The organism is Microbacterium sp. LWH10-1.2, from assembly GCF_038397765.1.
Classification (GTDB): Bacteria; Actinomycetota; Actinomycetes; order Actinomycetales; family Microbacteriaceae; genus Microbacterium; species Microbacterium natoriense.
The window spans coordinates 1,897,200-1,918,384 of record NZ_CP151638.1 but is presented as its reverse complement, the minus strand read 5'-3'; the positions used below and the strand labels follow the sequence as shown (position 1 = coordinate 1,918,384).

Annotated in this window: 19 protein-coding genes and 1 tRNA gene; 13 read left to right on the top strand and 7 right to left on the bottom strand. The window is 70.5% G+C overall.

The genetic code is table 11. The annotated features are described in order from the left end of the window. Nucleotides 1-15 precede the first annotated feature (15 nt). Nucleotides 16-88, bottom strand: a tRNA-Arg gene (locus MRBLWH10_RS09220). Between the two features lie 16 nt (nucleotides 89-104). Beyond that, complete coding sequence (locus tag MRBLWH10_RS09215) at nucleotides 105-911, bottom strand: SGNH/GDSL hydrolase family protein (protein ID WP_341942458.1); 807 nt, start codon at nucleotides 909-911, stop codon at nucleotides 105-107. A 71-nt stretch (nucleotides 912-982) separates the two neighbouring features. On the opposite strand from MRBLWH10_RS09215, the gene argS reads away from it, so the two are divergent. Both argS and MRBLWH10_RS09205 read left to right on the top strand, forming a co-directional pair. Further along, a complete protein-coding gene (gene argS / locus MRBLWH10_RS09210) occupies nucleotides 983-2,647 on the top strand; it encodes an arginine--tRNA ligase (RefSeq protein WP_341942456.1) in 1,665 nt (554 codons plus the stop codon). Between the two features lie 26 nt (nucleotides 2,648-2,673). After that, nucleotides 2,674-3,522 (top strand): DUF2993 domain-containing protein, encoded by an 849-nt coding sequence (locus tag MRBLWH10_RS09205; protein ID WP_341942455.1) that lies wholly within the window; start codon nucleotides 2,674-2,676, stop codon nucleotides 3,520-3,522. 24 nt (nucleotides 3,523-3,546) lie between these two features. Here the strand turns inward: MRBLWH10_RS09205 and MRBLWH10_RS09200 are convergent, their stop codons facing one another. Next, nucleotides 3,547-4,587: a YihY/virulence factor BrkB family protein gene (locus MRBLWH10_RS09200; protein ID WP_341942454.1), complete on the bottom strand. Its 1,041-nt coding sequence runs from the start codon at nucleotides 4,585-4,587 to the stop codon at nucleotides 3,547-3,549. A 149-nt stretch (nucleotides 4,588-4,736) separates the two neighbouring features. Here MRBLWH10_RS09200 and lysA point away from each other — a divergent pair, with 149 nt between their 5' ends. The 5 genes from lysA to prfA all read left to right on the top strand — a co-directional run bounded on the left by lysA (nucleotide 4,737) and on the right by prfA (nucleotide 11,689). Next, nucleotides 4,737-6,161 (top strand): diaminopimelate decarboxylase, encoded by a 1,425-nt coding sequence (gene lysA / locus MRBLWH10_RS09195; protein ID WP_341942453.1) that lies wholly within the window; start codon nucleotides 4,737-4,739, stop codon nucleotides 6,159-6,161. Between the two features lie 90 nt (nucleotides 6,162-6,251). Beyond that, a complete protein-coding gene (locus tag MRBLWH10_RS09190) occupies nucleotides 6,252-7,556 on the top strand; it encodes a homoserine dehydrogenase (RefSeq protein WP_105674712.1) in 1,305 nt (434 codons plus the stop codon). Nucleotides 7,557-7,558: 2 nt separating this feature from the next. After that, nucleotides 7,559-8,488: a homoserine kinase gene (gene thrB / locus MRBLWH10_RS09185; protein WP_105674710.1), complete on the top strand. Its 930-nt coding sequence runs from the start codon at nucleotides 7,559-7,561 to the stop codon at nucleotides 8,486-8,488. Between the two features lie 178 nt (nucleotides 8,489-8,666). Beyond that, nucleotides 8,667-10,598: a transcription termination factor Rho gene (gene rho / locus MRBLWH10_RS09180; RefSeq protein WP_341942452.1), complete on the top strand. Its 1,932-nt coding sequence runs from the start codon at nucleotides 8,667-8,669 to the stop codon at nucleotides 10,596-10,598. A gap of 11 nt (nucleotides 10,599-10,609) precedes the next feature. Beyond that, the gene (gene prfA / locus MRBLWH10_RS09175) at nucleotides 10,610-11,689 is read left to right on the top strand and encodes a peptide chain release factor 1 (RefSeq protein WP_105674708.1); all 1,080 of its coding nucleotides are present in this window, start codon (nucleotides 10,610-10,612) and stop codon (nucleotides 11,687-11,689) included. 22 nt (nucleotides 11,690-11,711) lie between these two features. On the opposite strand, the gene MRBLWH10_RS09170 is transcribed toward prfA, so the two are convergent. Next, the gene (locus MRBLWH10_RS09170) at nucleotides 11,712-12,365 is read right to left on the bottom strand and encodes a response regulator (protein WP_341942451.1); all 654 of its coding nucleotides are present in this window, start codon (nucleotides 12,363-12,365) and stop codon (nucleotides 11,712-11,714) included. Then, nucleotides 12,362-14,044 carry a sensor histidine kinase gene (locus tag MRBLWH10_RS09165; RefSeq protein WP_341942450.1) on the bottom strand — a complete coding sequence of 561 codons (1,683 nt, stop codon included), beginning with the start codon at nucleotides 14,042-14,044 and terminating at the stop codon, nucleotides 12,362-12,364. The genes MRBLWH10_RS09170 and MRBLWH10_RS09165 overlap by 4 nt, the downstream gene beginning before the upstream one ends. Before the next feature lie 145 nt (nucleotides 14,045-14,189). Here MRBLWH10_RS09165 and MRBLWH10_RS09160 point away from each other — a divergent pair, with 145 nt between their 5' ends. Both MRBLWH10_RS09160 and MRBLWH10_RS09155 read left to right on the top strand, forming a co-directional pair. Beyond that, nucleotides 14,190-15,734, top strand: a complete 1,545-nt coding sequence (locus tag MRBLWH10_RS09160) for a CitMHS family transporter (protein WP_341942449.1) — start codon at nucleotides 14,190-14,192, stop codon at nucleotides 15,732-15,734. 70 nt (nucleotides 15,735-15,804) lie between these two features. Beyond that, nucleotides 15,805-16,203: a phage holin family protein gene (locus MRBLWH10_RS09155; protein ID WP_105674700.1), complete on the top strand. Its 399-nt coding sequence runs from the start codon at nucleotides 15,805-15,807 to the stop codon at nucleotides 16,201-16,203. Nucleotides 16,204-16,206: 3 nt separating this feature from the next. Here the strand turns inward: MRBLWH10_RS09155 and epsC are convergent, their stop codons facing one another. Continuing rightward, on the bottom strand, nucleotides 16,207-16,776 hold the full coding sequence (gene epsC, locus MRBLWH10_RS09150; RefSeq protein ID WP_105674698.1) for a serine O-acetyltransferase EpsC: 570 nt from the start codon (nucleotides 16,774-16,776) through the stop codon (nucleotides 16,207-16,209). Between the two features lie 9 nt (nucleotides 16,777-16,785). Further along, the gene (gene cysK, locus MRBLWH10_RS09145) at nucleotides 16,786-17,724 is read right to left on the bottom strand and encodes a cysteine synthase A (protein ID WP_223586642.1); all 939 of its coding nucleotides are present in this window, start codon (nucleotides 17,722-17,724) and stop codon (nucleotides 16,786-16,788) included. Nucleotides 17,725-17,823: 99 nt separating this feature from the next. Here cysK and prmC point away from each other — a divergent pair, with 99 nt between their 5' ends. Genes prmC through MRBLWH10_RS09125 form a run of 4 tightly spaced genes read left to right on the top strand, consistent with a single transcriptional unit; the run spans nucleotide 17,824 to nucleotide 21,105 of the window. Beyond that, nucleotides 17,824-18,684, top strand: a complete 861-nt coding sequence (gene prmC, locus MRBLWH10_RS09140) for a peptide chain release factor N(5)-glutamine methyltransferase (RefSeq protein WP_341942448.1) — start codon at nucleotides 17,824-17,826, stop codon at nucleotides 18,682-18,684. Nucleotides 18,685-18,725: 41 nt separating this feature from the next. After that, nucleotides 18,726-19,433, top strand: coding sequence for an L-threonylcarbamoyladenylate synthase (locus MRBLWH10_RS09135; RefSeq protein ID WP_105674692.1), 708 nt, complete (start codon nucleotides 18,726-18,728; stop codon nucleotides 19,431-19,433). Beyond that, a complete protein-coding gene (locus MRBLWH10_RS09130; RefSeq protein WP_105674690.1) occupies nucleotides 19,430-20,599 on the top strand; it encodes an MraY family glycosyltransferase in 1,170 nt (389 codons plus the stop codon). Before MRBLWH10_RS09135 ends, MRBLWH10_RS09130 begins: the two co-directional genes overlap by 4 nt. After that, nucleotides 20,599-21,105, top strand: a complete 507-nt coding sequence (locus MRBLWH10_RS09125; RefSeq protein WP_341942447.1) for a hypothetical protein — start codon at nucleotides 20,599-20,601, stop codon at nucleotides 21,103-21,105. The genes MRBLWH10_RS09130 and MRBLWH10_RS09125 overlap by 1 nt, the downstream gene beginning before the upstream one ends. Nucleotides 21,106-21,185 lie beyond the last annotated feature (80 nt).

Genomic DNA, 21,185 nt, shown 5'->3' with positions numbered 1-21,185 from the left:
CTCAACCCGTGTGTGTGCCCCCGGAGGGATTCGAACCCCCGACCTACGGTACCGGAAACCGGCGCTCTATCCCCTGAGCTACGGAGGCGTACCGATCGACAATATCACTGCTCGGGGGTGGTCTCCGAACCACCGGCCACCGTCACCGGCGCGCCGCTCAGTTCAGCGAGCGCGGCGGCGAGTCGCTCGGCCAGGTAGCGGTGTCCTGCGGTGGACGGATGCTTGCGTCCGAGGTCGACGTCGATCACGTCGCGGTAGTTCTGCGGAGTGATCCAGCCTTCTGCGACGGGGGAGATGTACCACCAGCCGCGCGCGCCGGCGAGCGCGGCGAGATCCCTGTCGATGCGCGCCGTCGCGGCCCCCACCGGTAGCTCGTGCGGTGCAGGGCCCAGGATGACGATCTGCGCCTCGGGGTACTTCGCCGCCATCGCGTCCCACGCCGCCGTCACCGCCTCGCGATACCCGGCCGCTCCCTGCGCCCTGTCGTTGATCGAGCCCTGAATGATGATCAGGTCCGGTGTGAGAGCGGGGTCGAGCGCGGCGATGCGCTCGCCGAAGGCGGGGCCGTCGATGCCGGGCTTGAGATAGCCGCTCCCGCGGACGCCGTTCACGATCGTCGTCCCGTGCACGAGGTCTGCCAGCAGGTAGGCGTAGCCGAGAGTGGGCTCGCTCGCGGCGGAACCGTACGTCCAGGAGTCGCCGAAGACGAGGACGGTCGGGTGCTCGGGCAGCGTCAGCGGTGCAGGGGCGATCGTCACCGCATCATCGTGTCCGGCGCCCGCCACGGCTGCGCTCGACGGCCCTGGAGACCACGGCTTCCACACGCCGAGGACCACCGCCGCGAGGACGAGCACGGTTCCGACGGCGAGCCCCGCGAGGAGCAGACGACGACGGTCGAACACCGGATTCATGGCATGACTGTAGATCACGCCGGGTTCCGCGCAAATTCCGACCCGTCGACGCGCCGTAAACTGGGGAGCCTATGAATCCTGAAACGCTCGCCCATGCCCTCATCGCCGTCCTCGCACCGATCGCCGAGGAACGACGTCCGGGCGAGCCGCTCGGGCTTTCGGCATCCGACATCGTGCTGGATCGCCCCCGCAACCGCGACCACGGCGACTGGGCGTCGAACATCGCCATGCGCCTCGCCAAGCCGTTCGGCACGAACCCGCGGGAGCTCGCCCAGCAGATCGCCGACGGCCTCGCGCAGGTCGAGGGCGTCGCGAGCACCGAGGTCGCCGGCCCCGGGTTCATCAACATCCGCCTGGACGCTGCCGCGGCCGGAGCGCTCGCGAAGGTCATCGTCGACGCCGGCGACGCCTACGGGAGCAACGAGTCGCAGCGCGGCGTGAGCGTGAACGTCGAGTTCGTCTCGGCGAACCCGACCGGGCCGCTGCACATCGGGCACACGCGCTGGGCCGCCCTCGGCGACTCGATCGTCCGGCTGCTGCTCGCCAGCGGCGCGAACGCGGTCCGCGAGTACTACATCAACGACGCCGGGGCGCAGATGGAGCGCTTCGCGCTGTCCGTCGTCGCCGCGGCCAACGGGCGCCCGACGCCGGAGGGCGGGTACCCCGGCGAGTACATCACGACGCTCGCGGGGCGCGTGCTGGAGGCTCGTCCCGACCTGCTGGGGCTGCCCGAGGACGAGCAGCTCGTCGTGGCGCGGGACCTGGCCTATGCGTTCCAGCTCGCCGAGATCCAGGCATCCCTCGGCCGCTTCAACGTGCCGTTCGACGTCTGGTTCTCGGAGCGCACGCTGCACGCGAAGGGCGAGGACGGCACCAGCCTCATCGACCAGGCACTCGACCGTCTGCGCGAGCAGGGGCACGTCTTCGACGAGGACGGCGCGGTCTGGGTGCGCACCACTGACTTCGGCGACGACAAGGACCGCGTGATCCGCCGCTCCAACGGCGAGTACACCTACTTCGCCGCGGATGCCGCGTACTACCTGAACAAGGGCGACCGCGGCTTCGAGAACAAGATCTACCTGCTCGGCGCCGACCACCACGGCTACGTGCACCGGCTGAAGGCCGTCGCGGGGGCCGCGGGTGAGGACCCGGAGAAGAACATCCAGGTGCTGATCGGCCAGCTGGTGTCGATCCGCGGCGCCCGCCTGAGCAAGCGCGCGGGCAACATCATCGAGATGGACGACCTGCAGTCCTGGATCGGCACCGATGCGCTGCGGTACGCTCTCGAGCGCTCGCCCGCCGACTCGCCGCTCGACCTCGACCCCGAGCTGCTGCAGAAGCGAACCAACGACAACCCGGTCTTCTACGTGCAGTACGCCCACGCGCGCACGCACAACGTCGCCCGCAACGCCGCCGACTCCGGTGTCGACCGCTCCGAGTTCGCACCGGAGACGCTCACGCACGAGTCCGAGAGCGCTCTGCTCGGCGCGCTGCAGGAGTTCCCGCGCATCGTCGGCTTCGCGGCAGAGGTGCGCGAGCCGCACCGGGTCGCGCGCTATCTGGAGGAGCTCGCCGGGCTGTATCACCGCTGGTACGACAACTGCCGTGTGATCCCGCAGGGCGACGACCCGATCGAGAGCGTGCACCGCACCCGCCTGTGGCTGAACGACGCCGCAGGGCAGGTGTTCCGCAACGGCCTCGACCTCCTCGGAGTCTCCGCGCCCGAACGGATGTGACCTCCCGGGTACGGCAGGATTGGGGCATGAGCGATGAGAACCCGACCCTGCCGTATCCCGAGGCCGATGCCGAGCATCCCACCCTCGTGATCCCCGGAGGGGAGCAGGCGGCGGATGCCGCCGCCCCGGCCAGGCGCAAGCGGTGGCCGTGGGTGCTGCTCATCATCGTGGTGGTGCTCGCGCTCCTCGCCGTCGCGGGGGAGCTCCTCGTCCGGGCGATCCTTCCCGGCGTGGTGCGCTCCATCGTCGTGGAGCAGCTCGACCTCCCCGCCGACCAGCAGCTCGACGTCGACGCCGACGGCATCCTGCTGCCGCAGCTCATCGGGGGCCGTCTCGACAGCCTGCACCTCTCGACGGACTCCGTGACGATCCAGGGGATCACGGGCGCCGCCGACGTCACGGCGAAGGGCGTCCCGCTGCGCGGCGGCGATCTCGCCGGAGCCTCCGGCACGATCACCGTCGACGAGAGCCAGTTCACGACGCTGCTCGCGTCCACCGACCTCCCGGTCGATCAGGTCGCTTTCGACGCACCGGACGCCACGGTCAGCGGCAGCGTGCAGGTGCTCGGACTCGCGCTCCCGGTCTCGGTCACCGTGACCCCCGGCGTCGTCGACGGCGACCTGCAGCTGACGCCGCAGGGGATCAGCGTGGGCGGCATCGTGCTCGACGCCGACCGGGTCCAGGACACGCTCGGCTCCGTCGGCGCCGCCCTCACCAAGACGCAGACGATCTGCATCGCCGATCAGCTCCCGGCGGGCATCACGATCACGGGGCTGAAGATCACGGGCACCCGTGCGGTCATCGACGTCGACGTGAACGGCGCCATCGTCACCGACGACAGCCTGCAGCAGCCGGGAACCTGCCCCCGGGGCTGACCCCGTCGGCGCCGCGGTGGTCCGTCAGGGCTTCGCGGAGGAGGCGGCGTCCTGCGCCGCACGGAGCGCCGCGGTCGCGATGGCGAGGTCGACCTCTGCGCGCTGGACCCGCCGCGCCTCGAAGGTCGTGGCGCCGTAGCGGGAGCGCACCCTGTCGCCCTGCTCCTCGTGGAGGGTGACGATGTACGCGCACGCGATCAGGATGACCTGCGCCGACAGGTTGAGCCAGATCAGCAGCGCGAGCAGCGAGGCGAAGGACGCGAGGAGGGGATTGCTCCCGGCTCCGCCGACGAAGAGGCCGGACAGCTCCTGCAGCACGAGAAGACCGACGGCACCGAGCAGGGATCCCGTCCACAGCGTCCGCCTAGAGACCCGCAGTCCCGACAGCAGTCGGAACACGGCCGCGATGAGTGCGGCGTCCATCGCGAAGACGACGAGCAGGGACACCAGCCTGACGCTCCACTCCGCGACCGCGGAGTCGGCGGGGAGGCCGAGCAGGCCGCTGATCCACGTGATGCCGACGCGGCCGGTGACGGTGAGGAAGGCCGCGAGCACGAAGGCCGCGCCGATGCCCACGGCGAGGAGCAGGTTGCGCAGCATCACCCAGATCCAGAGGATGTCGTCCTGCGCCGTGCCGGCGAGAACGCGGACCGCCGTGCGCAGCGAACCGATCGCACCGAGGGCGGAACCGGTCAGCGCGACGATGGAGACGGCGCCCGCGATCGAGAACGAGAGGGGGCGGCGCAGCTCGGACGGCTTCACGACGGCCTCCTCGCCGATCAGGCCGGGCACGACCGCCTGCACGGCGTCGATGATCGCCTTCCACGCGACCGGGTTGCCCGCGAGCCACAGCGCCGCGATCGAGAACCCCAGCAGCACTCCGGCGAACACGCTGAAGAGCGCGCGGTAGGTGACGCTGTCTGCCAGCATCGGGCCCCGGCGCTCCACGTAGAGGAGCGCGGCGCGGACCGGGGCGAGGGTGAGCGCCCCGCGCACGACCGCGGCGACGGCGCGGGGGATCGGACCGGGGCGGGCGGGGCCTGGGGTGTGCTGTTCGGTGCTCATCACGCCCCACCCTACGAGCCGCGGGTCGGTCGGTGCAGGGGATTGGCTCGGCACGTCTCCGTGACGGAGGCGATCCGGGGCTTGCCTTAGAATCGGGTCAACTCGACGCGCGCATCCCGTGACGCGCTCCATCCCACGATTGGTGCTCCGTGCTTTCCCCTGCCGACTCGCTCGCCCCTGAGTGGCTCGTCGTCCCCGACGACGCGAACGACCTCGTGCCCGCCGTGTGGCCGTCATCGGCCCGCCGCGACGTCGACGGAGCGCTCACCATCGCCGGACTGTCAGCGACGGGACTGGCCCGGACGTTCGGAACCCCGCTGCTCGTCCTCGACGAGGACGAGGTGCGCTCTCGTGCGCGTGCGTTCCGGCTCGCCTTCGACGCCGCGGCCGGAGAGAACGGCACGACCGCCCAGGTGTACTACGCGGGCAAGGCCTTCCTGTGCACGACGGTGGCCAGGTGGGTGGTCGACGAGGGACTCCGCGTCGACGTGTGCACCGGAGGGGAGCTCGAGGTCGCGCTCGCGGCGGGTGTCGCTCCTGCGTCCATCGGGTTCCACGGCAACAACAAGTCCACGGCCGAGCTCGAGCGCGCCGTCGAGGTCGGCGTCGGATCGATCATCGTCGACAGCGCCATCGAGATCGAGCGCCTCGCGGCCATCACGGCGCGGACGGATGCCGTGCAACGGGTGTTCGTGCGGGTGATCAGCGGCGTGCACGCCGAGACCCACGACTTCCTCGCCACGGCTCACGAAGACCAGAAGTTCGGATTCCCCCTCGCCGAGGCAGAGGTCGCTGTCGCCCGCATCCGCGAGATCCGCGGGCTGGAGTTCGCCGGACTGCACTGCCACATCGGCTCGCAGATCTTCGGCGTCGCCGGTTTCCGCGAGTCGGCCTCCCGTGTGCTGGAACTGCACGCGTCGCTGCTAGAGGGCGGGCCCGTGCCGCAGCTGAACCTGGGCGGCGGCTTCGGAATCGCGTACACGCGGGTCGACGACCCGACCCCGATCGAGACGCTCGCCGGAGAGATCGTGGCGGCGGTCGCCGAGGGGTGCGCCGCTCGCGGCATCGAGATCCCCGCGCTGTCCTTCGAGCCCGGTCGGGCGATCGTCGGCACCGCCGGTGTGACGATCTACGAGGTCGGCACCACGAAGGACGTCGAGCTGGAGTCCGGGGCGGTGCGCCGGTACATCAGCGTCGACGGCGGCATGAGCGACAACGCCCGCCCTGCGCTGTACGGCGCGCAGTTCTCGGCCCGCCTGGCCTCTCGATCGGGGATCGGCGCCCCGCAGCTGAGCCGCGTCGTCGGCAAGCACTGCGAGTCCGGCGACATCGTCGTCGACCACGAGTACCTCCCCGACGACCTCGTGCCAGGAGACCTGCTCGCGGTTCCCGCGACCGGCGCCTACTGCGCGTCGCTCGCGAGCAACTACAACCATGTGCCGCGCCCGCCGATCGTCGCCGTCCGTGACGGCCGCGCGCAGATCATCGTCCGCGGCGAGACCATCGCCGATGTGCTGGCACGGGATGCCGGGATCGACCCGGCCTCCGCCGACGACATCGACATCGAGCGCTGATCCTCCCGTCGCGCGGGCGCGCGACGACGGACGGCGAGCGAGACACCTCTGAAAGACACCCATGACCACCAGCGACGCAGGAGCGGCGAAATGACAGAGTACAGACGACTTCGGGTGGCGCTTCTGGGCGCCGGAGCCGTAGGGTCCCAGGTCGCGGCGCTGCTGCTGCGTCACGGCGACGAGCTCGCAGACCGCGCGGGCGCCGAGCTCGAGCTCGCCGGCATCGCCGTGCGCAATCTCGACGCCCCTCGTGACGTCGACCTGCCCAAGGAGCTGTTCACGACCGATGCGGAGTCGCTCATCCTCGGCTCCGACATCGTGATCGAGCTCATCGGCGGCATCGAGCCGGCGCGCACGAACATCCTCCAGGCGATCGGCTCCGGCGCCGACGTGGTCACCGCCAACAAGGCGCTGCTCGCGACGCACGGACCCGAGCTCTTCGAGGCCGCCGATCGGGTGGGCGCCTCCGTCTACTACGAGGCCGCCGCCGCCGGAGCGATCCCCATCATCCGCCCCCTGCGCGACTCCCTCGCGGGCGACCGCGTCGTGCGCATCATGGGCATCGTCAACGGCACGACGAACTACATCCTCGACCGCATGGACACCGAGGGCGCCGACTTCGGCGACGTCCTCGCCGACGCGCAGCGGCTCGGCTACGCGGAGGCCGACCCGACCGCCGACGTCGAGGGGTACGACGCCGCGCAGAAGGCGGCGATCCTCGCCAGCCTCGCGTTCCATACGGCCGTCCCGCTGGAAGCCGTGCACCGTGAGGGCATCACCTCCATCACCGCCTCCATGATCGAGGAGGCCAGGGCCGCCGGGTTCGTCATCAAGCTGCTCGCGGTGTGCGAGCGCATCGAGGCGAACGGCGCCGAGTCGATCTCGGTGCGCGTCTACCCGGCCCTGGTGCCGCAGTCGCACCCGCTCGCGAACGTGCACGGCGCGAACAACGCCGTGTTCGTCGAGGCCGAGGCCGCGGGCTCGCTGATGTTCTACGGCGCCGGCGCCGGCGGCGTGCAGACGGCATCCGCTGTGCTCGGCGACGTGGTCTCCGCTGCTCGTCGTCACATCGCGGGCGGCGTGGGGGTCGGTGAATCGACCAGGGCGAACCTGCCCGTCGTCCCGATCGGCCACGTCACCACGCGCTACCAGATCACCCTGCAGGTGGCGGATGCCGCGGGCGTCCTGGCCACCGTCGCCGGCATCCTCAGCGACGGCGGCGTCTCGGTCGCGACGGTCGTGCAGACGGTCGAAGGGGAGTCGGAGCCGACGGCGCGCCTCATCATCGGCACGCACCGCGCCACCGAGGAGGCTCTCAGCGCCACCGTCGACGCTCTGGCCGGCAGCGCGGTCGTCGAGCGCGTCGTGTCGGTGCTGCGCGTGGAAGGCGAGTGACGATGCCCGTCGGCCGCACCGTCGAGGTCACCGTTCCGGCGACCAGCGCCAACCTCGGCCCGGGGTTCGACACCCTCGGTCTCGCGCTCAGCGTCTACGACTCGCTGCTGGTGACCGAGCTGCCCGCGGGCGAGCTCGAGATCGAGGTCAGCGGATCGGGAGCCGCCGAGATCCCGCGCGACGACTCGAACCTCATCGTCCGCACGATCCGGCACGTCTACGCCGACCTCGGGCGCCCGATGCCCGGACTGCGCATCGTCGCCGAGAACGGCGTGCCGCACGGGCGCGGACTCGGCTCATCAGGTGCCGCGGTGACCGCCGGCATCCTCGCCGCCAAGGGGCTGCTCGCCGGAGACGTCGAGATCGACGACGCCGACCTGCTGCGCCTGGCCACGGAGATCGAGGGGCATCCGGACAACGTCGCGCCCGCGCTCTTCGGGGGCCTCACGATCGCCTGGATGGGGGAGCGGGGTCCGCAGCACAAGAAGCTCCTCGTGCACCGCGGCGTGTCTCCGCTCGTGCTGGTGCCCTCGTACACGATGTCGACCTCGAAGGCCCGCTCGCTGCAGCCGCCGCAGGTGTCGACGGAGGACGCGGTCTTCAACGTCTCGCGCTCGGCGCTGCTCATCGCCGCGCTCATGCAGAGCCCCGAGCTCCTCCTCGACGCCACCGCAGACAGGCTCCACCAGGACTACCGCGCGGAGGCGATGCCGGAGACCCAGCGGCTCGTGCAGGCCCTGCGGGCCTCAGGGTTCGCGGCCGTGGTCTCGGGTGCAGGCCCCAGCGTGCTCGTGCTCGCCGACGGACCGGGCAGCCGCCAGGACGCCGTCGAACTCGCCAACCGCGTCACCGACACCCCGTGGGAAGCGCTGCTGCTCGCGGTCGACGTGCGTGGTGGTACAGTGGGGGATCGAGCGGAGGGCTCCACGTAACTGCGTGAATCTGGCCCCATTGCAACTCTGCAAGACCCGCACGCAAATCCTTCAGGCACCGCTCATCTGAGCATCCGGTGCCAAGGCCGGCCGGCGCCGAGCGTCAGCCCGTGCGATCGCGCGCAGCACCCGTTGTGCGCGAGACGCTCATGTCTCCGAGACCAAAGAGGGAGTACTCGTGGAGAATTTCTCCGAGACCCAGAACGACCAGGCGGCACCCGTCGCCGAGGCACCGGCGGCTGCAGCCGCCCCGGCTCGCAAGCGCGCACCGCGCAGGGCCACCACCGCGACCGCCGCGGCGAAGGCCGAGAAGTCCGCAGCGGAGGCACCCGCCGCCGCTGAGGCTCCGGCCGCTTCCGAGGCGCCTGCGGCCGACGCCGCAGAGGCCGCTCCCAAGGCGAAGGCCCCTCGTCGCAGCCGTGCGAAGAAGGCCGACGCGGAGACCACCGAGGCTCCGGCCTCGGATGCCCCTGCCGCCGCGCCCGCTGCCGAGGCTCCGGCCGCCGCCGCGGATGCCGAGGCGCCCGCCGCGAAGACCACCACCCGCGCCCGTCGCGGCGCCAAGAAGCCCGCTGCGGAGACCGCCGAGGCGCCCGCCGCTGAGGCCGCTCCGGCAGAGTCCGCACCCGCCGCCGAGAAGCAGGCCGCTCCCGCCGCCGAGAAGCAGGCCGCTCCGGCCGCCGACGGCGCGCAGGGATCCGACTCGGCCGATGCCGCAGACGGCGGCGACGAGCAGGGCGGCCGCGGACGCAACCGCAACCGCAGCCGCAACCGTGGTCGCGGCCAGAACGGCAACGCGCAGGGCGCGAACGAGCCGCAGCAGCAGAGCGTTCCCGCCGACGACGAGCAGGGGTCGGCGAACAGCCGCAACCGCCAGCGCAACAAGCGCCGCACCAACGGCGCCCCGACCGACGAGTTCGAGACCGAGATCGGCGAGGACGACGTCCTCATCCCGATCGCCGGCATCCTCGACGTGCTCGACAACTACGCCTTCGTGCGCACCACCGGCTACCTCGCCGGTCCCAGCGACGTCTACGTCTCGCTCGGCCAGGTCAAGAAGTACAACCTGCGCAAGGGCGACGCGATCGTCGGCTCGATCAAGCAGCCGCGCGAGGGCGAGCAGCCGGGACGCCAGAAGTACAACGCGCTGGTCAAGGTCGACTCGATCAACGGCCTGTCGATCGACGATGCGGCGACCCGCGTCGAGTTCGGCAAGCTCACCCCGCTCTACCCGCAGGAGCGACTGCGTCTGGAGACGGCCCCCGAGAAGCTGACCCAGCGCATCATCGACCTGGTCGCGCCGATCGGCAAGGGGCAGCGCGGCCTCATCGTCGCGCCGCCCAAGGCGGGCAAGACGATCGTCCTGCAGCAGATCGCCAACGCGATCGCGCAGAACAACCCCGAGGTCCACCTCATGGTCGTGCTCGTCGACGAGCGTCCCGAAGAGGTCACCGACATGGAGCGCACCGTCAAGGGTGAGGTCATCGCCTCGACCTTCGACCGCCCTGCCGAAGACCACACGACGGTCGCCGAGCTCGCCATCGAGCGCGCCAAGCGCCTCGTCGAGCTGGGCCGCGACGTCGTCGTGCTCCTCGACTCGATCACCCGTCTCGGCCGTGCGTACAACCTCGCGGCTCCGGCTTCCGGTCGCGTCCTGACCGGCGGTGTCGACGCCTCAGCGCTCTACCCGCCCAAGCGCTTCTTCGGCGCCGCGCGCAACATCGAGAACGGCGGATCCCTCACGATCCTCGCGACTGCGCTCGTCGAGACCGGCTCCAAGATGGACGAGGTCATCTTCGAGGAGTTCAAGGGCACCGGCAACAGCGAGCTGCGTCTGTCGCGCGCCCTCGCCGACAAGCGGATCTTCCCCGCTGTCGACGTGAACGCCTCCAGCACCCGCCGCGAGGAGATGCTCCTCTCTCCCGACGAGGTGAAGATCACCTGGAAGCTGCGTCGCGCCCTCGCCGGCCTCGACCAGCAGCAGGCCCTCGAGGTCGTCCTGGGCAAGCTCAAGGAGACCCACTCGAACGTCGAGTTCCTCGTCCAGATGCAGAAGTCGATCCCCACGCTCCCGTCGGGTGCGCACGGGCACGACAACAACATCCGCTGAGCATCGCCGCCGTGTTCGAGTCCGTCCAGACTCTGATCGACGAGCATCGCCGGGTGCAGGAGGAGCTCTCCGACCCGGCGGTGCACGCCGACGCTGCGCGCGCGAAGCGGGTCAACCGCCGCTACGCGGAGCTGTCGAGGATCGTCGCGGCGTATGACGCATGGGTCGCGGCATCCGACGACCTCGACGCCGCGCGCGAGTTCGCCCGCGAGGACGAGACGTTCGCCGCGGAGGTCCCCGTCCTCGAGGAGGGGCTGCAGGCCGCGCACGAGAAGCTGCGTCGTCTGCTGATCCCGCGCGACCCCGACGACGCCCGCGACGTGATCATGGAGATCAAGGCGGGGGAGGGCGGCGCGGAGAGCGCGCTGTTCGCCGCAGACCTGCTGCGGATGTACGTGCAGTACGCCGCGTCCAAGGGCTGGAAGACCGAGCTGCTCGAGCGCAACGAGTCCGACCTCGGCGGCTACAAGGACGTCCAGGTCGCGATCAAGGGCTCGTCCTCCGATCCGGCGCAGGGCGTCTGGGCGCACCTCAAGTACGAAGGCGGCGTGCACCGCGTGCAGCGCGTGCCGGCGACCGAGTCGCAGGGGCGCATCCACACCTCCACGACCGGCGTGCTCGTGTTCCCCGAGGTCGACGAGCCCGAGGAGATCCAGATCGATCAGAACGATCTGAAGATCGACGTGTTCCGCTCGTCCGGGCCCGGCGGCCAGTCGGTGAACACCACGGACTCGGCCGTCCGCATCACCCACGTGCCGACCGGCATCGTCGTGTCGATGCAGAACGAGAAGTCGCAGCTGCAGAACCGCGAGGCGGCGATGCGCGTGCTCCGCGCCCGACTGCTCGCCAAGCAGCAAGAGGAGCTGGATGCCGTGGCATCCGACGCCCGCAAGTCGCAGATCCGCACGATGGACCGCTCCGAGCGCATCCGCACGTACAACTTCCCGGAGAACCGGATCGCGGATCACCGCACCGGGTTCAAGGCGTACAACCTCGATCAGGTGATGGACGGCGCTCTCGAGCCGATCATCGAGTCGGCCATCCAGGCCGATGAAGAGGCCCGCCTCGCCGCGGTGGGCTCCGAGTCCTGAGCGGGCGCGCCCGCCCTGGGCGTCAGGTGCGCGCTGCGTACCGGTGCTCGGGGCGCCCCGTGGCGCCGTAGCGGAGCCGCACCTCCACGACGGTCCTCGCGGCGAGTGCCGCCAGATGCCGTTGCGCCGTCGCCCGCGAGATGCCGACGCGCTCGCCGACCTCGGCTGCGGAGGCCTCTCCGTCGCCGAGAGCGGCGAGCACGAGCTGTTCGGTCGCCGACCGCGACAGCGACACCGGCTCGCCGGCGCCGTGCAGGATCGCCAGAGCTCTGTCCACGTCTTCCTGGCGGAGCGCGCGGTCGCCGGCGAGCAGGTTGCGGTAGCGGACGTACCGATCGAGCAGGCCGGAGAGAGCGCGCCGCTCGAACGGCTTCCTCAGGTAGCCCACCGCCCCCGATCTCAGTGCGCGGCGCACCGTCGGGGCATCGTCGGCTGCGGAGATGAGGATCGCATCCACCCCTGATTCCCGTACGAACGCGATGCCGTCGCCGTCCGGGAGGAACACGTCCGCCAGCAGGAGGTCGGGGCGGGAGGAGCGGATGCTGTCGCGGGCTTCGGCGAGCGAGCGCACCGTACCCGTCACCGTGAAGCCGGGATGCTCGTCGACGATGCCCTGGTGCAGCTGCCCGACGCGGAAGTCATCGTCGAGGATGAGCACGCGGAGGGGGTCGGTCATGGCTTCTCCTGCTGTTCTGTCCGGTCTGTGCGGGCGGGCTGCTCTGCGCGCGCGGGGTCCACGGCTCCGCCGACCCGGGCGGCGAACACCGCACCGTGCTCGTCGTCACCGGGGTCGATGACCCAGAGGTCCCCTCCGCTGCGGCGGGCGATCTCGGTCGAGAGAGGGATGCCGATGCCGTGACCGTGCACGCTGTCCGCGGCGCCGTCGGCCGACGTCGAGGTCGACAGGGGATCGACCCCGCGCAGACCGGGGCCCGAGTCCGACACCGTGAACACGAGGGCGTCACCGTCGTCCAGCACCGCGACCTCCACCCAGCGCGGCGTCCGCTCTCCTGACACGGCTGCGGTGACCGCGTTGTCGACGAGGTTGCCGAGCACGGCGGCCACGTCTTCGGCGGCGCTCACGCCTCCGATCAGCTGGGTGTCCTCGGCGATGCGCAGGGCGACGCCGCGTTCTCCGGCCTCCACGCCCTTGGCGCCGAGGAAGGAGTGCAGGAACGGGTCGCCGAGGAGGTCGAGCCCCGCGACGGGGAACGCCACCGGGCCGCGTGCGACGAGCTCGCCGAGGAAGGACCTGGCGTCGGCGACACGGTCGGCGTCGATGAGCCCGGCGGCCACGTGCATGCGGTTGGCGAACTCGTGCCGCTGCACGCGCAGCGCGGCCGTCATCGTCCTGACGGTCTCCAGCCGTTCCGTCAGCGCCACGAGATCGGTGCGGTCGCGCACGATCAGCACGTCGCCGAGCGCACGGCCGTCGCGGATCACCGGGCGCGAGTCGAGGTACAGCATCCGGTCTCCGACCAGGGCGCTCGACCGCGCGCGGGCGCCGGTCGTCGTGTCGAGGACCGCGGCGGGCAGGCCCAGCCCGTCGAGTGGGCGCCCGACGGGCGCGTCGAGCCCGAGGAGCCGATCCGCGGCGGCGTTGCTCACGCGCACGATTCCCTGCGGGTCGATCGCGAGCACGCCGTCGTCCACGCCGTCGAGCACCGCGGTCTGATTCTGCACGAGCGCCACGAGCTCCTCGGGCTGGACGCCGAGGGTCAGACGCTCCCACCGTCGGCGGAGCAGAAGGAAGGCGAGGATGGCCAGCCCCAGCGCCCCCGCCGCGGTGAGGGCGATCACGGCGAGCAGCGGCGGCAGATCGTCGAAGACGCCGGCGCGCTCGAATCCGACGCTGACCTCTCCGACGGGGGTCCCGCCCGCATCGCGCACAGGGACCTTCGCGCGAGCGGACTCGCCGAGGGTGCCGGTCTGCCAGTCCACGATCTCGCTGCCGGCGAGCACCTCCTCGTAGGGAGTGCTGACCTCCTCGCCGATGCGCGACGGGGTGGGGTGGGCGAGACGGATGCCGTTGTCGTCGGTGATCACGACGAACAGCGCCCCCGTGCGCGAGGCGACGTCGGTGGAGAGACGCTGCAGCTCGCCGTGACGGAGCGCCTCGGCATCCGGTTCGCGATCGGATGCGGAGATGCGGGCGACCTCTGAGCGGACCTGCGGATCCTCGGCCAGGGTCCTGGCGATGCCCAGCGCGGTGGACTCGGCCTCCGCCCGCAGCTGCTGCACCGCGAGCAGGAGATACACGCCGGTGCAGAGCGCGACGACGAGAGCGACGGTGGCGAGGTGCAGCAGGAGCGCACGCGTCGCGAACCGCGGTCTGGTCGACGTCGTCCTGGGCACTGTGCTCCTCCCGCGCAATATGCGCAGAACCCACGCTACGCGCACAACCGGAGGGAATGCGGGATACCGCACCCTGAGCGTGCCGATTCCCTAGTCTCATCAGGATCCGTCGCCGACGACGGAGCCATGACGAAGGAGTCACCGCATGTCCCACGCACTCACCGGCCTGCTCGCGGCCGCCGAAGAGGCGCCCACGTACGACGTGGCGTTCGTGCCGCCGGAGTGGGTGCTCGTGCTCCTCGGCTTCGCCATGGTGCTGGCGTTCATGACGCTCATCATGACGAAGCGCCTCACGCCCATGGTGGCCCTGATCCTCGTCCCGACGGCGTTCGGGCTGTTCGCGGGGGCCGGACTCGGGCTCGGGGACATGATCCTCGACTCGATCGGCAAGATGGCGCCCACGGCGGCGCTGCTCATGTTCGCGATCATGTTCTTCGGCATCATGATCGACGTCGGACTGTTCGATCCGCTCATCCGGGTGATCACCCGTGTGCTCGGCGACGACCCGGCGAAGGTGGTGCTCGGCACGGCCATCCTCGCCGGCGCGGTGTCGCTCGACGGCGACGGCTCGACGACCTTCATCATCACGACCTCGGCGATGCTGCCCATCTACCTCCGCCTCGGCATGAGCCCGGTCGTGCTCACCTGTGTGGCCGGTCTCATGAACGGCACCCTGAACATCGTGCCGTGGGGAGGGCCGACCGTGCGTGCGGCGACGGCGCTGGGACTGCAGCCGACCGACATCTTCGTGCCGATGCTGCCCGCGCTCGGCGCCGGGCTGATCGTGACCCTCGGCTTCGCCTGGATCCTGGGGCTGCAGGAGCGCCGCCGCCTCGGGCGCCTCGACTCCGACGGGCTGCTCACGGGCGGCGACGGCGGTGCGCTGGCCACGGTGCCGAAGATCTTCCGCGGTGCGGAGCCCAAGCCCGGCGCCAGGGCGGCGCTTCGCACCGGCAACATCGTGGTGGTGGCCGGTGGACACGGTCCGGTCGCCGCGGCCAGCGTCGACCCGGCTGACACGGCGATGGCCGACACGATGCTGGATCCCGCCAGGCCCACGCTCCGCCCGAAGCTCATCTGGTTCAACCTGGTGCTCACGCTCGCCGTGATGGTGCTGCTCGTGCTCGACATCATGCCGCTGCCGTACGTCTTCATGGTGGGCGCCGGGATCGCCCTGCTCATCAACTTCCGCGGGATCAAGGACCAGGCGTCGGAGATCGTCGCCCACGCGCCGAGCATCGTCGGCGTCGTCTCGATGGTCATCGCCGCCGGCGTCCTCGTCGGTGTGCTCACCGGCACCGGCATGGTCGACGCCATGGCGAACTGGATCACGAACGTGCTTCCGCCCGCCCTCGGCCCGTTCCTCGCCCCGATCACCGGCATCCTGTCGATCCCGTTCACGTTCTTCATGTCGAACGACGCCTTCTACTTCGGCATCCTCCCCGTGCTCGCGCAGAGCGCCGCGAACTTCGGCATCGATCCGGTGGAGATGGCGAGGGCCTCGATCACGGGTCAGCCGGTGCACCTGCAGAGCCCTCTCGTCCCGGCGATCCTGCTTCTCGTCTCCCTCGCGAGCGTGAACCTGGGCGATCACCACCGCAAGGTGCTGTGGCGTGCGGCGATCGTGTCGCTCGTGATGCTTGGCGTGGGCATCCTGACCGGCGCCATCCCGTTCTTCGCCGCACAGTGAGCGCGACGGCCGGTGGACGCGCAGACGCTGCGCTCCCACCGGCCGCGCGGGGGAGCGATATGCTCAGCCCGTGATCACGCTTCTCTTCCGCTCGCTCATGTACCTGGTCTCCGCGGGCATCGGCCTCATCGTCGCCGACCTGCTGCTCCCCGGATTCCAGATCCAGTGGGACAAGTGGTGGGGCTTCGTCATCTGCATCCTGATCTTCGCGATCCTGCAGAGCGTGCTCTCCCCGTGGGTCAGCAAGCTGGCCGACCGCTACGCCCCGGTGCTGATGGGCGGCATCGGCATCTTCTCGACGCTGATCTCCCTCATCGTCGTCGTGCTGCTGCCCATCGGAGGGCTGCGCATCGTCGACGCGACGGGCTGGCTGCTGGGCGCGGTGATCGTGTGGCTCGTCACCGCGATCGGCAGCGTCGTGCTGCCGCTGATCTTCCTCAAGAAGGAAGTGCGCAACCGCCGCCGCTGACGCTCAGATCGAGTAGTCGGGCGCGGTGAGCAGCGCCCTGGTGTCTTCGCCGGCCGTGCGACTGCGCGCCTTGGCGGGGACGCCGACGAGGATGCTGTCCGCCGGCGCGTCGCGGGTCACGACGGCGTTGGCGCCGATGACCGACCCCGCGCCGATGGTGATGGGTCCGAGGATCTTCGCGCCCGCTCCCACCGCGACGCCGTCGCCGAGGGTCGGATGCCGCTTGCCCGAGTCCCGCGTGCGGCCGCCGAGGGTGACGCCGTGATAGAGCATCACGTCGTCACCCACCTCGGCGGTCTCGCCGATCACGACGCCCATGCCGTGATCGATGAAGAAGCGTCGGCCGATCGTGGCGCCGGGATGGATCTCGACGCCGGTGAGCCAGCGCGCGAGCTGCGAGCCCGCACGTGCGGGCAGCCGCAGTCCGCGACGCCACAGCGCATGCGACACGCGGTGCGCCCAGATCGCGTGGAGCCCTGGGTACAGCAGCGCGACCTCGGCGGCGCTGCGGGCCGCCGGATCGCGGAGCCTCGCTGCCGCGATGTCCTCGCGCATTCGGCCGATCATGCCCATCGGTGCGGGTCAGTCCTCGCGGAGGTCTTCGAACAGCGCCGTGGAGAGGTAGCGCTCGCCCGTGTCCGGTGCGACGACGACGATCGTCTTACCCGCGTTCTCGGGGCGCGCGGCGACCTTGAGCGCCTGCGCGACGGCGGCGCCGCTGGAGATGCCGACCAGCAGGCCCTCCCGTGCGGCGAGTGCGCGCGCGGTCGAGATGGACTCGTCGAACTCGGCGGTGATGATCTCGTCGATCACGTCGCGGTCGAGGATCGCGGGCACGAAGTTCGGGCCGATGCCCTGGATCTTCGCGGGTCCGGGGTGACCCTCGGAGAGCAGGGGGGAGTCCTTCGGCTCGACGGCGATGACCTTCACGTCGGGCTTGGCCGCCTTGAGCGCCTGGCCGGTGCCGGTGATGGTGCCGCCGGTGCCGATGCCCGCGACGAAGAAGTCGATGTCGCCGTCGGTGTCGCGGAGGATCTCCTGCGCGGTGGTCTCGCGGTGGATCTGCGGGTTCGCGGCGTTCTCGAACTGGCGGGCCCAGACGGCGCCCGGCGTGCTCTCGATGATCTCCTGCAGAGCCTCGATGGCGCCCTTCATGCCCTTGGTCGGGTCGGTCAGCACGAGCTCGGCGCCGAACGCCTTGAGCAGCACGCGGCGCTCCTTGGACATCGAGGCGGGCATCGTCAGGATGACCTTGTACCCGCGCGCCGCGCCGACGAGGGCGAGGGCGATGCCGGTGTTGCCGCTCGTCGCCTCGACGATCGTGCCGCCGGGCTTCAGCTCTCCCGATGCCTCGGCGGCGTTCACGATCGCGATGCCGATGCGGTCCTTGACGCTGGATGCCGGGTTGTACGACTCGAGCTTGACGAGGACGGTGGCGTCCAGCCCTTCGGTGAGGTGGTTCAGGCGCACCAGCGGGGTGTTGCCGAACGCCGTGGTGATGTCGGAGTGGATGCCGGGCATGGAAGAGCCTTTCCTGAGCGGGGTGACTGCCGACAGCCTAGGGGAGGGGTCTATGCGCCTCGCCTTTATGACGGTCGGTTGCACTCTACGCTGGAACCCATGCCCGACACCTCGCTCGCCGCCCTCGTGCACGCCGCCGCTCAGCGTCTCGCCGAGGCCGGCGTCCCCGATCCTCTGGTCGACGCTGAGCTCCTCGCCGGGCACGTGCTCGGCTGGAGCAGGGGAGAGGTGCAGGCGGCGATCATCCGCGGCGATGCGCCGGGAGAGGAAGAGGCCGCGGCCATCGACGCCGTGGTCGTGCGCCGCGCGGCGAGGGAGCCGCTGCAGCACATCACCGGGACGGCGCCCTTCCGCCACCTCGAGCTCGCGGTCGGCCCCGGGGTCTTCGTGCCGAGGCCGGAGACCGAGACCCTGGTGCAGTACGCGATCGACGCGCTTCTCGCTGCGGCCGAGCCCGAGCCGATCGGCATCGATCTGGGCACGGGCAGCGGCGCGATCGCCCTCGCGATGGCGACCGAGGTGCCGCATGCGCGGGTCTTCGCCGCCGAGCTCTCGCCCGAGGCGTACCCGTGGGCGCGGAGGAACACCGAGGGCGTCGCGAACCTCACCCTCGTGAACGAGGACCTCGCCCATGCGTTCCGCGACCTCGCCGGCACGGCATCCGTCGTCATCTCCAACCCTCCGTACGTCCCCGACGCCGCGATCCCGCGCGATCCGGAGGTGCGGCTGTTCGATCCGGCCATGGCGCTGTACGGGGGAGAGGACGGCCTCGACATCGTGCGCATCCTCAGCACCAGGGGTCTGGAGCTGCTGCGAGGCGGCGGGCTCCTCGTGCTGGAGCACGGCGAGCTGCAGGGCGAGCAGATCCGCAGCATCCTGGCGGCCGACGGCTGGCGTGCGACGGCGACCCACCGTGATCTCACCCTTCGCGACCGCGTGACGACGGCCGTCCGCCCCTGACCGGCGGCCCCACAGCCATCCCCGACTAGAATCGACCCGTCATGTCTTCCATCTTCGACTGCGGCGATGAGTCGCAGCTTCTCGCCGGTATGCGCCACGCGCGTCAGGCGATCAGCCGCGGCGAGCTCATCGTGATCCCCACCGACACCGTGTACGGCGTGGCCGCCGACGCCTTCTCGCCGACGGCCGTGCAGCGGCTCCTCGACGCCAAGGGTCGAGGGCGCAACCAGCCCCCGCCCGTCCTGATCGGCTCGCGCAACACCCTCGCCGCCCTCGTGGAGAGCGTGCCGGAGCCCGTCGAGCGTCTCGTCGAGGCCTTCTGGCCGGGCGGACTCACCATCGTGCTCCCTGCGCAGCCCTCGCTGGTCTGGGACCTGGGCGAGACGAGAGGCACGGTCGCGGTGCGGATGCCGGAGGGGCGGGTCGTTCTCGAGCTGCTCGCCGAGACCGGGCCGCTCGCGGTGTCCAGCGCGAACCTCACCGGCAAGGATGCAGCCGTGTCGGCCCTCGACGCGGAGCGGATGCTCGGCGACAGCGTCGCCGTCTACCTCGCCGACGGGATGAGCCGCGACGGCATCGCCTCGACGATCATCGATGCGACGTCGCTGGTGACCCGCGGCGCCGAACCGGCCACGGGCGGCGTGCGGATCCTGCGTGACGGCGCGATCTCCCGCGCCCAGCTCGAAGAGGTCATCGGCGACCTGCTGGAGCCGGCCCTCGATCCGTCCGAAGAGGACGGGGATTCGTGAAGCAGTACCTCTTCACGATCATCCTCACCGCCGCGATCACGTTCGCACTGACCTCGGCGGTGTGGCGGCTCAGCCTCCGCTTCAAGCTCTACCCGAGCATCCGCGAGCGCGATGTGCACAAGACGCCCACGCCGCGCCTTGGCGGTGTGGCGATCTTCCTCGGCATCGCCGTCGCGATGCTCGTCTCCGCGGCCAACCCGTTCTTCGCCACGATCTGGACGCCGCCCCAGGCGATCTGGTCCATCCTCGGCGCCTCCCTGCTGATCGCGATCATCGGCGTCGTCGACGACCTGTGGGATCTCGACTGGATGATCAAGCTGGGGGCGCAGTTCCTCGCGGCCGCGATCATCACCATCGGCGGCGGTCTGCAGATCCTCTCGCTGCCGTTCGGGGACATGCTCGTCTTCTCGAGCTGGCTGAGCATCACCATGACGATGTTCGCGATCGTGATCGTCATGAACGCGGTGAACTTCATCGACGGCCTCGACGGCCTCGTCGCCGGCGTCTGCCTTATCGCGAACGGTGTGTTCTTCGCCTACTCGTACATCGTGACCCGTGACACCGGCGCCTCGACGTTCTTCAACCTCTCCACCTTCATCGCCGCGGTCCTGATCGGCGCGTGCCTGGGCTTCCTGCCCCTGAACTGGAGCCCAGCCAAGATCTTCATGGGAGACTCCGGGGCTCTGGTGATCGGGCTCCTGATGGCCACCTCGGCGATCTCCCTCACCGGTCAGCTCGACCCGTCGATGATCGATCCGGAGCGCATCGGCCGCTCGGGTCTCCTCGGCGCGTTCATCCCGATCCTGCTGCCTCTGCTCGTGGTGCTGCTGCCCCTTCTCGACTTCGGCCTCGCCGTGCTCCGCCGCATGAGCGCCGGCAGGTCGCCGTTCTCTCCCGACCGCAAGCACCTCCACCACCGGATGCTGGATCTCGGTCACCGCGACCGCGACGCCGTCCTCATCTTCTACGCGTGGACCGCCGTGATCTCGCTCGCCGTGCTCCTCATGTACGTCGGCGCGCGCGAGGACTGGCCCGGTCAGTACCTCCCAGGCGTGGCCTTCGGCGTCGTGGGCATCGCCGCCTGCCTCGTCATCACCCTGAACCCCTCCCGCCGCAGGACGCACGCGGCGGGCGCTGCACCCGACCCGACACCCGTGGAGTCCTGATGAGCCCGAGCCCCGTTTCCAGCACGCCGATCCTTCGGCGCACCCTGATCTGGTCTGCGGTGGCCACGGGCATCCTCGCGGTCATCGCCGGAGGCGTCGGCTATATCGTCGCCCAGAGTCAGGGTCTCGTGAGCGGACTGCTCGGAGTCCTCCTCGCCGCGCTGTTCCTCGCGATCACCGGCATCAGCATCCTCGTCGCCAACCGCTGGTACGGCGAACCCCTGTACGTGCAGCTGTTCTTCGCGATCGTCCTCGGCGGGTGGCTGCTCAAGCTCGGAATCTTCTTCCTCGTCATGGTTCTCATCAGCGGCCAGCCGTGGATCCACCCGACCGTCTTCATCTTCTCCTTCGTCGCAGGGGTGCTGATGTCGCTCGTGATCGACGCCGTGACCCTCATGAAGATGCGCCTGCCCGTGGTGAGCGATGCGTCACTGCCCACCGAGGTGCCGGAGGACCGGGCTCCCGGGGCCGCGAATAGTACTCCTGAGGGCGGCTCCGCGTCTTAGGGGACCCTCAGATTCTGATAGGGTTGACACGTGCCCGCCGCTCGTCCGCGAGCGCTTGCGCTGTGAAGCACACCGACCAT

What these genes read in the sequence shown, in the direction of transcription:
- MRBLWH10_RS09215 (WP_341942458.1), bottom strand. Translation starts at nt 911, where the DNA reads ATGAATCCGGTGTTCGACCGTCGTCGTCTGCTCCTCGCGGGGCTCGCC.
- argS (WP_341942456.1), top strand. Translation starts at nt 983, where the DNA reads ATGAATCCTGAAACGCTCGCCCATGCCCTCATCGCCGTCCTCGCACCG.
- MRBLWH10_RS09205 (WP_341942455.1), top strand. Translation starts at nt 2,674, where the DNA reads ATGAGCGATGAGAACCCGACCCTGCCGTATCCCGAGGCCGATGCCGAG.
- MRBLWH10_RS09200 (WP_341942454.1), bottom strand. Translation starts at nt 4,587, where the DNA reads ATGAGCACCGAACAGCACACCCCAGGCCCCGCCCGCCCCGGTCCGATC.
- MRBLWH10_RS09190 (WP_105674712.1), top strand. Translation starts at nt 6,252, where the DNA reads ATGACAGAGTACAGACGACTTCGGGTGGCGCTTCTGGGCGCCGGAGCC.
- thrB (WP_105674710.1), top strand. Translation starts at nt 7,559, where the DNA reads ATGCCCGTCGGCCGCACCGTCGAGGTCACCGTTCCGGCGACCAGCGCC.
- MRBLWH10_RS09170 (WP_341942451.1), bottom strand. Translation starts at nt 12,365, where the DNA reads ATGACCGACCCCCTCCGCGTGCTCATCCTCGACGATGACTTCCGCGTC.
- MRBLWH10_RS09160 (WP_341942449.1), top strand. Translation starts at nt 14,190, where the DNA reads ATGTCCCACGCACTCACCGGCCTGCTCGCGGCCGCCGAAGAGGCGCCC.
- epsC (WP_105674698.1), bottom strand. Translation starts at nt 16,776, where the DNA reads ATGGGCATGATCGGCCGAATGCGCGAGGACATCGCGGCAGCGAGGCTC.
- cysK (WP_223586642.1), bottom strand. Translation starts at nt 17,724, where the DNA reads ATGCCCGGCATCCACTCCGACATCACCACGGCGTTCGGCAACACCCCG.
- prmC (WP_341942448.1), top strand. Translation starts at nt 17,824, where the DNA reads ATGCCCGACACCTCGCTCGCCGCCCTCGTGCACGCCGCCGCTCAGCGT.
- MRBLWH10_RS09135 (WP_105674692.1), top strand. Translation starts at nt 18,726, where the DNA reads ATGTCTTCCATCTTCGACTGCGGCGATGAGTCGCAGCTTCTCGCCGGT.
- MRBLWH10_RS09125 (WP_341942447.1), top strand. Translation starts at nt 20,599, where the DNA reads ATGAGCCCGAGCCCCGTTTCCAGCACGCCGATCCTTCGGCGCACCCTG.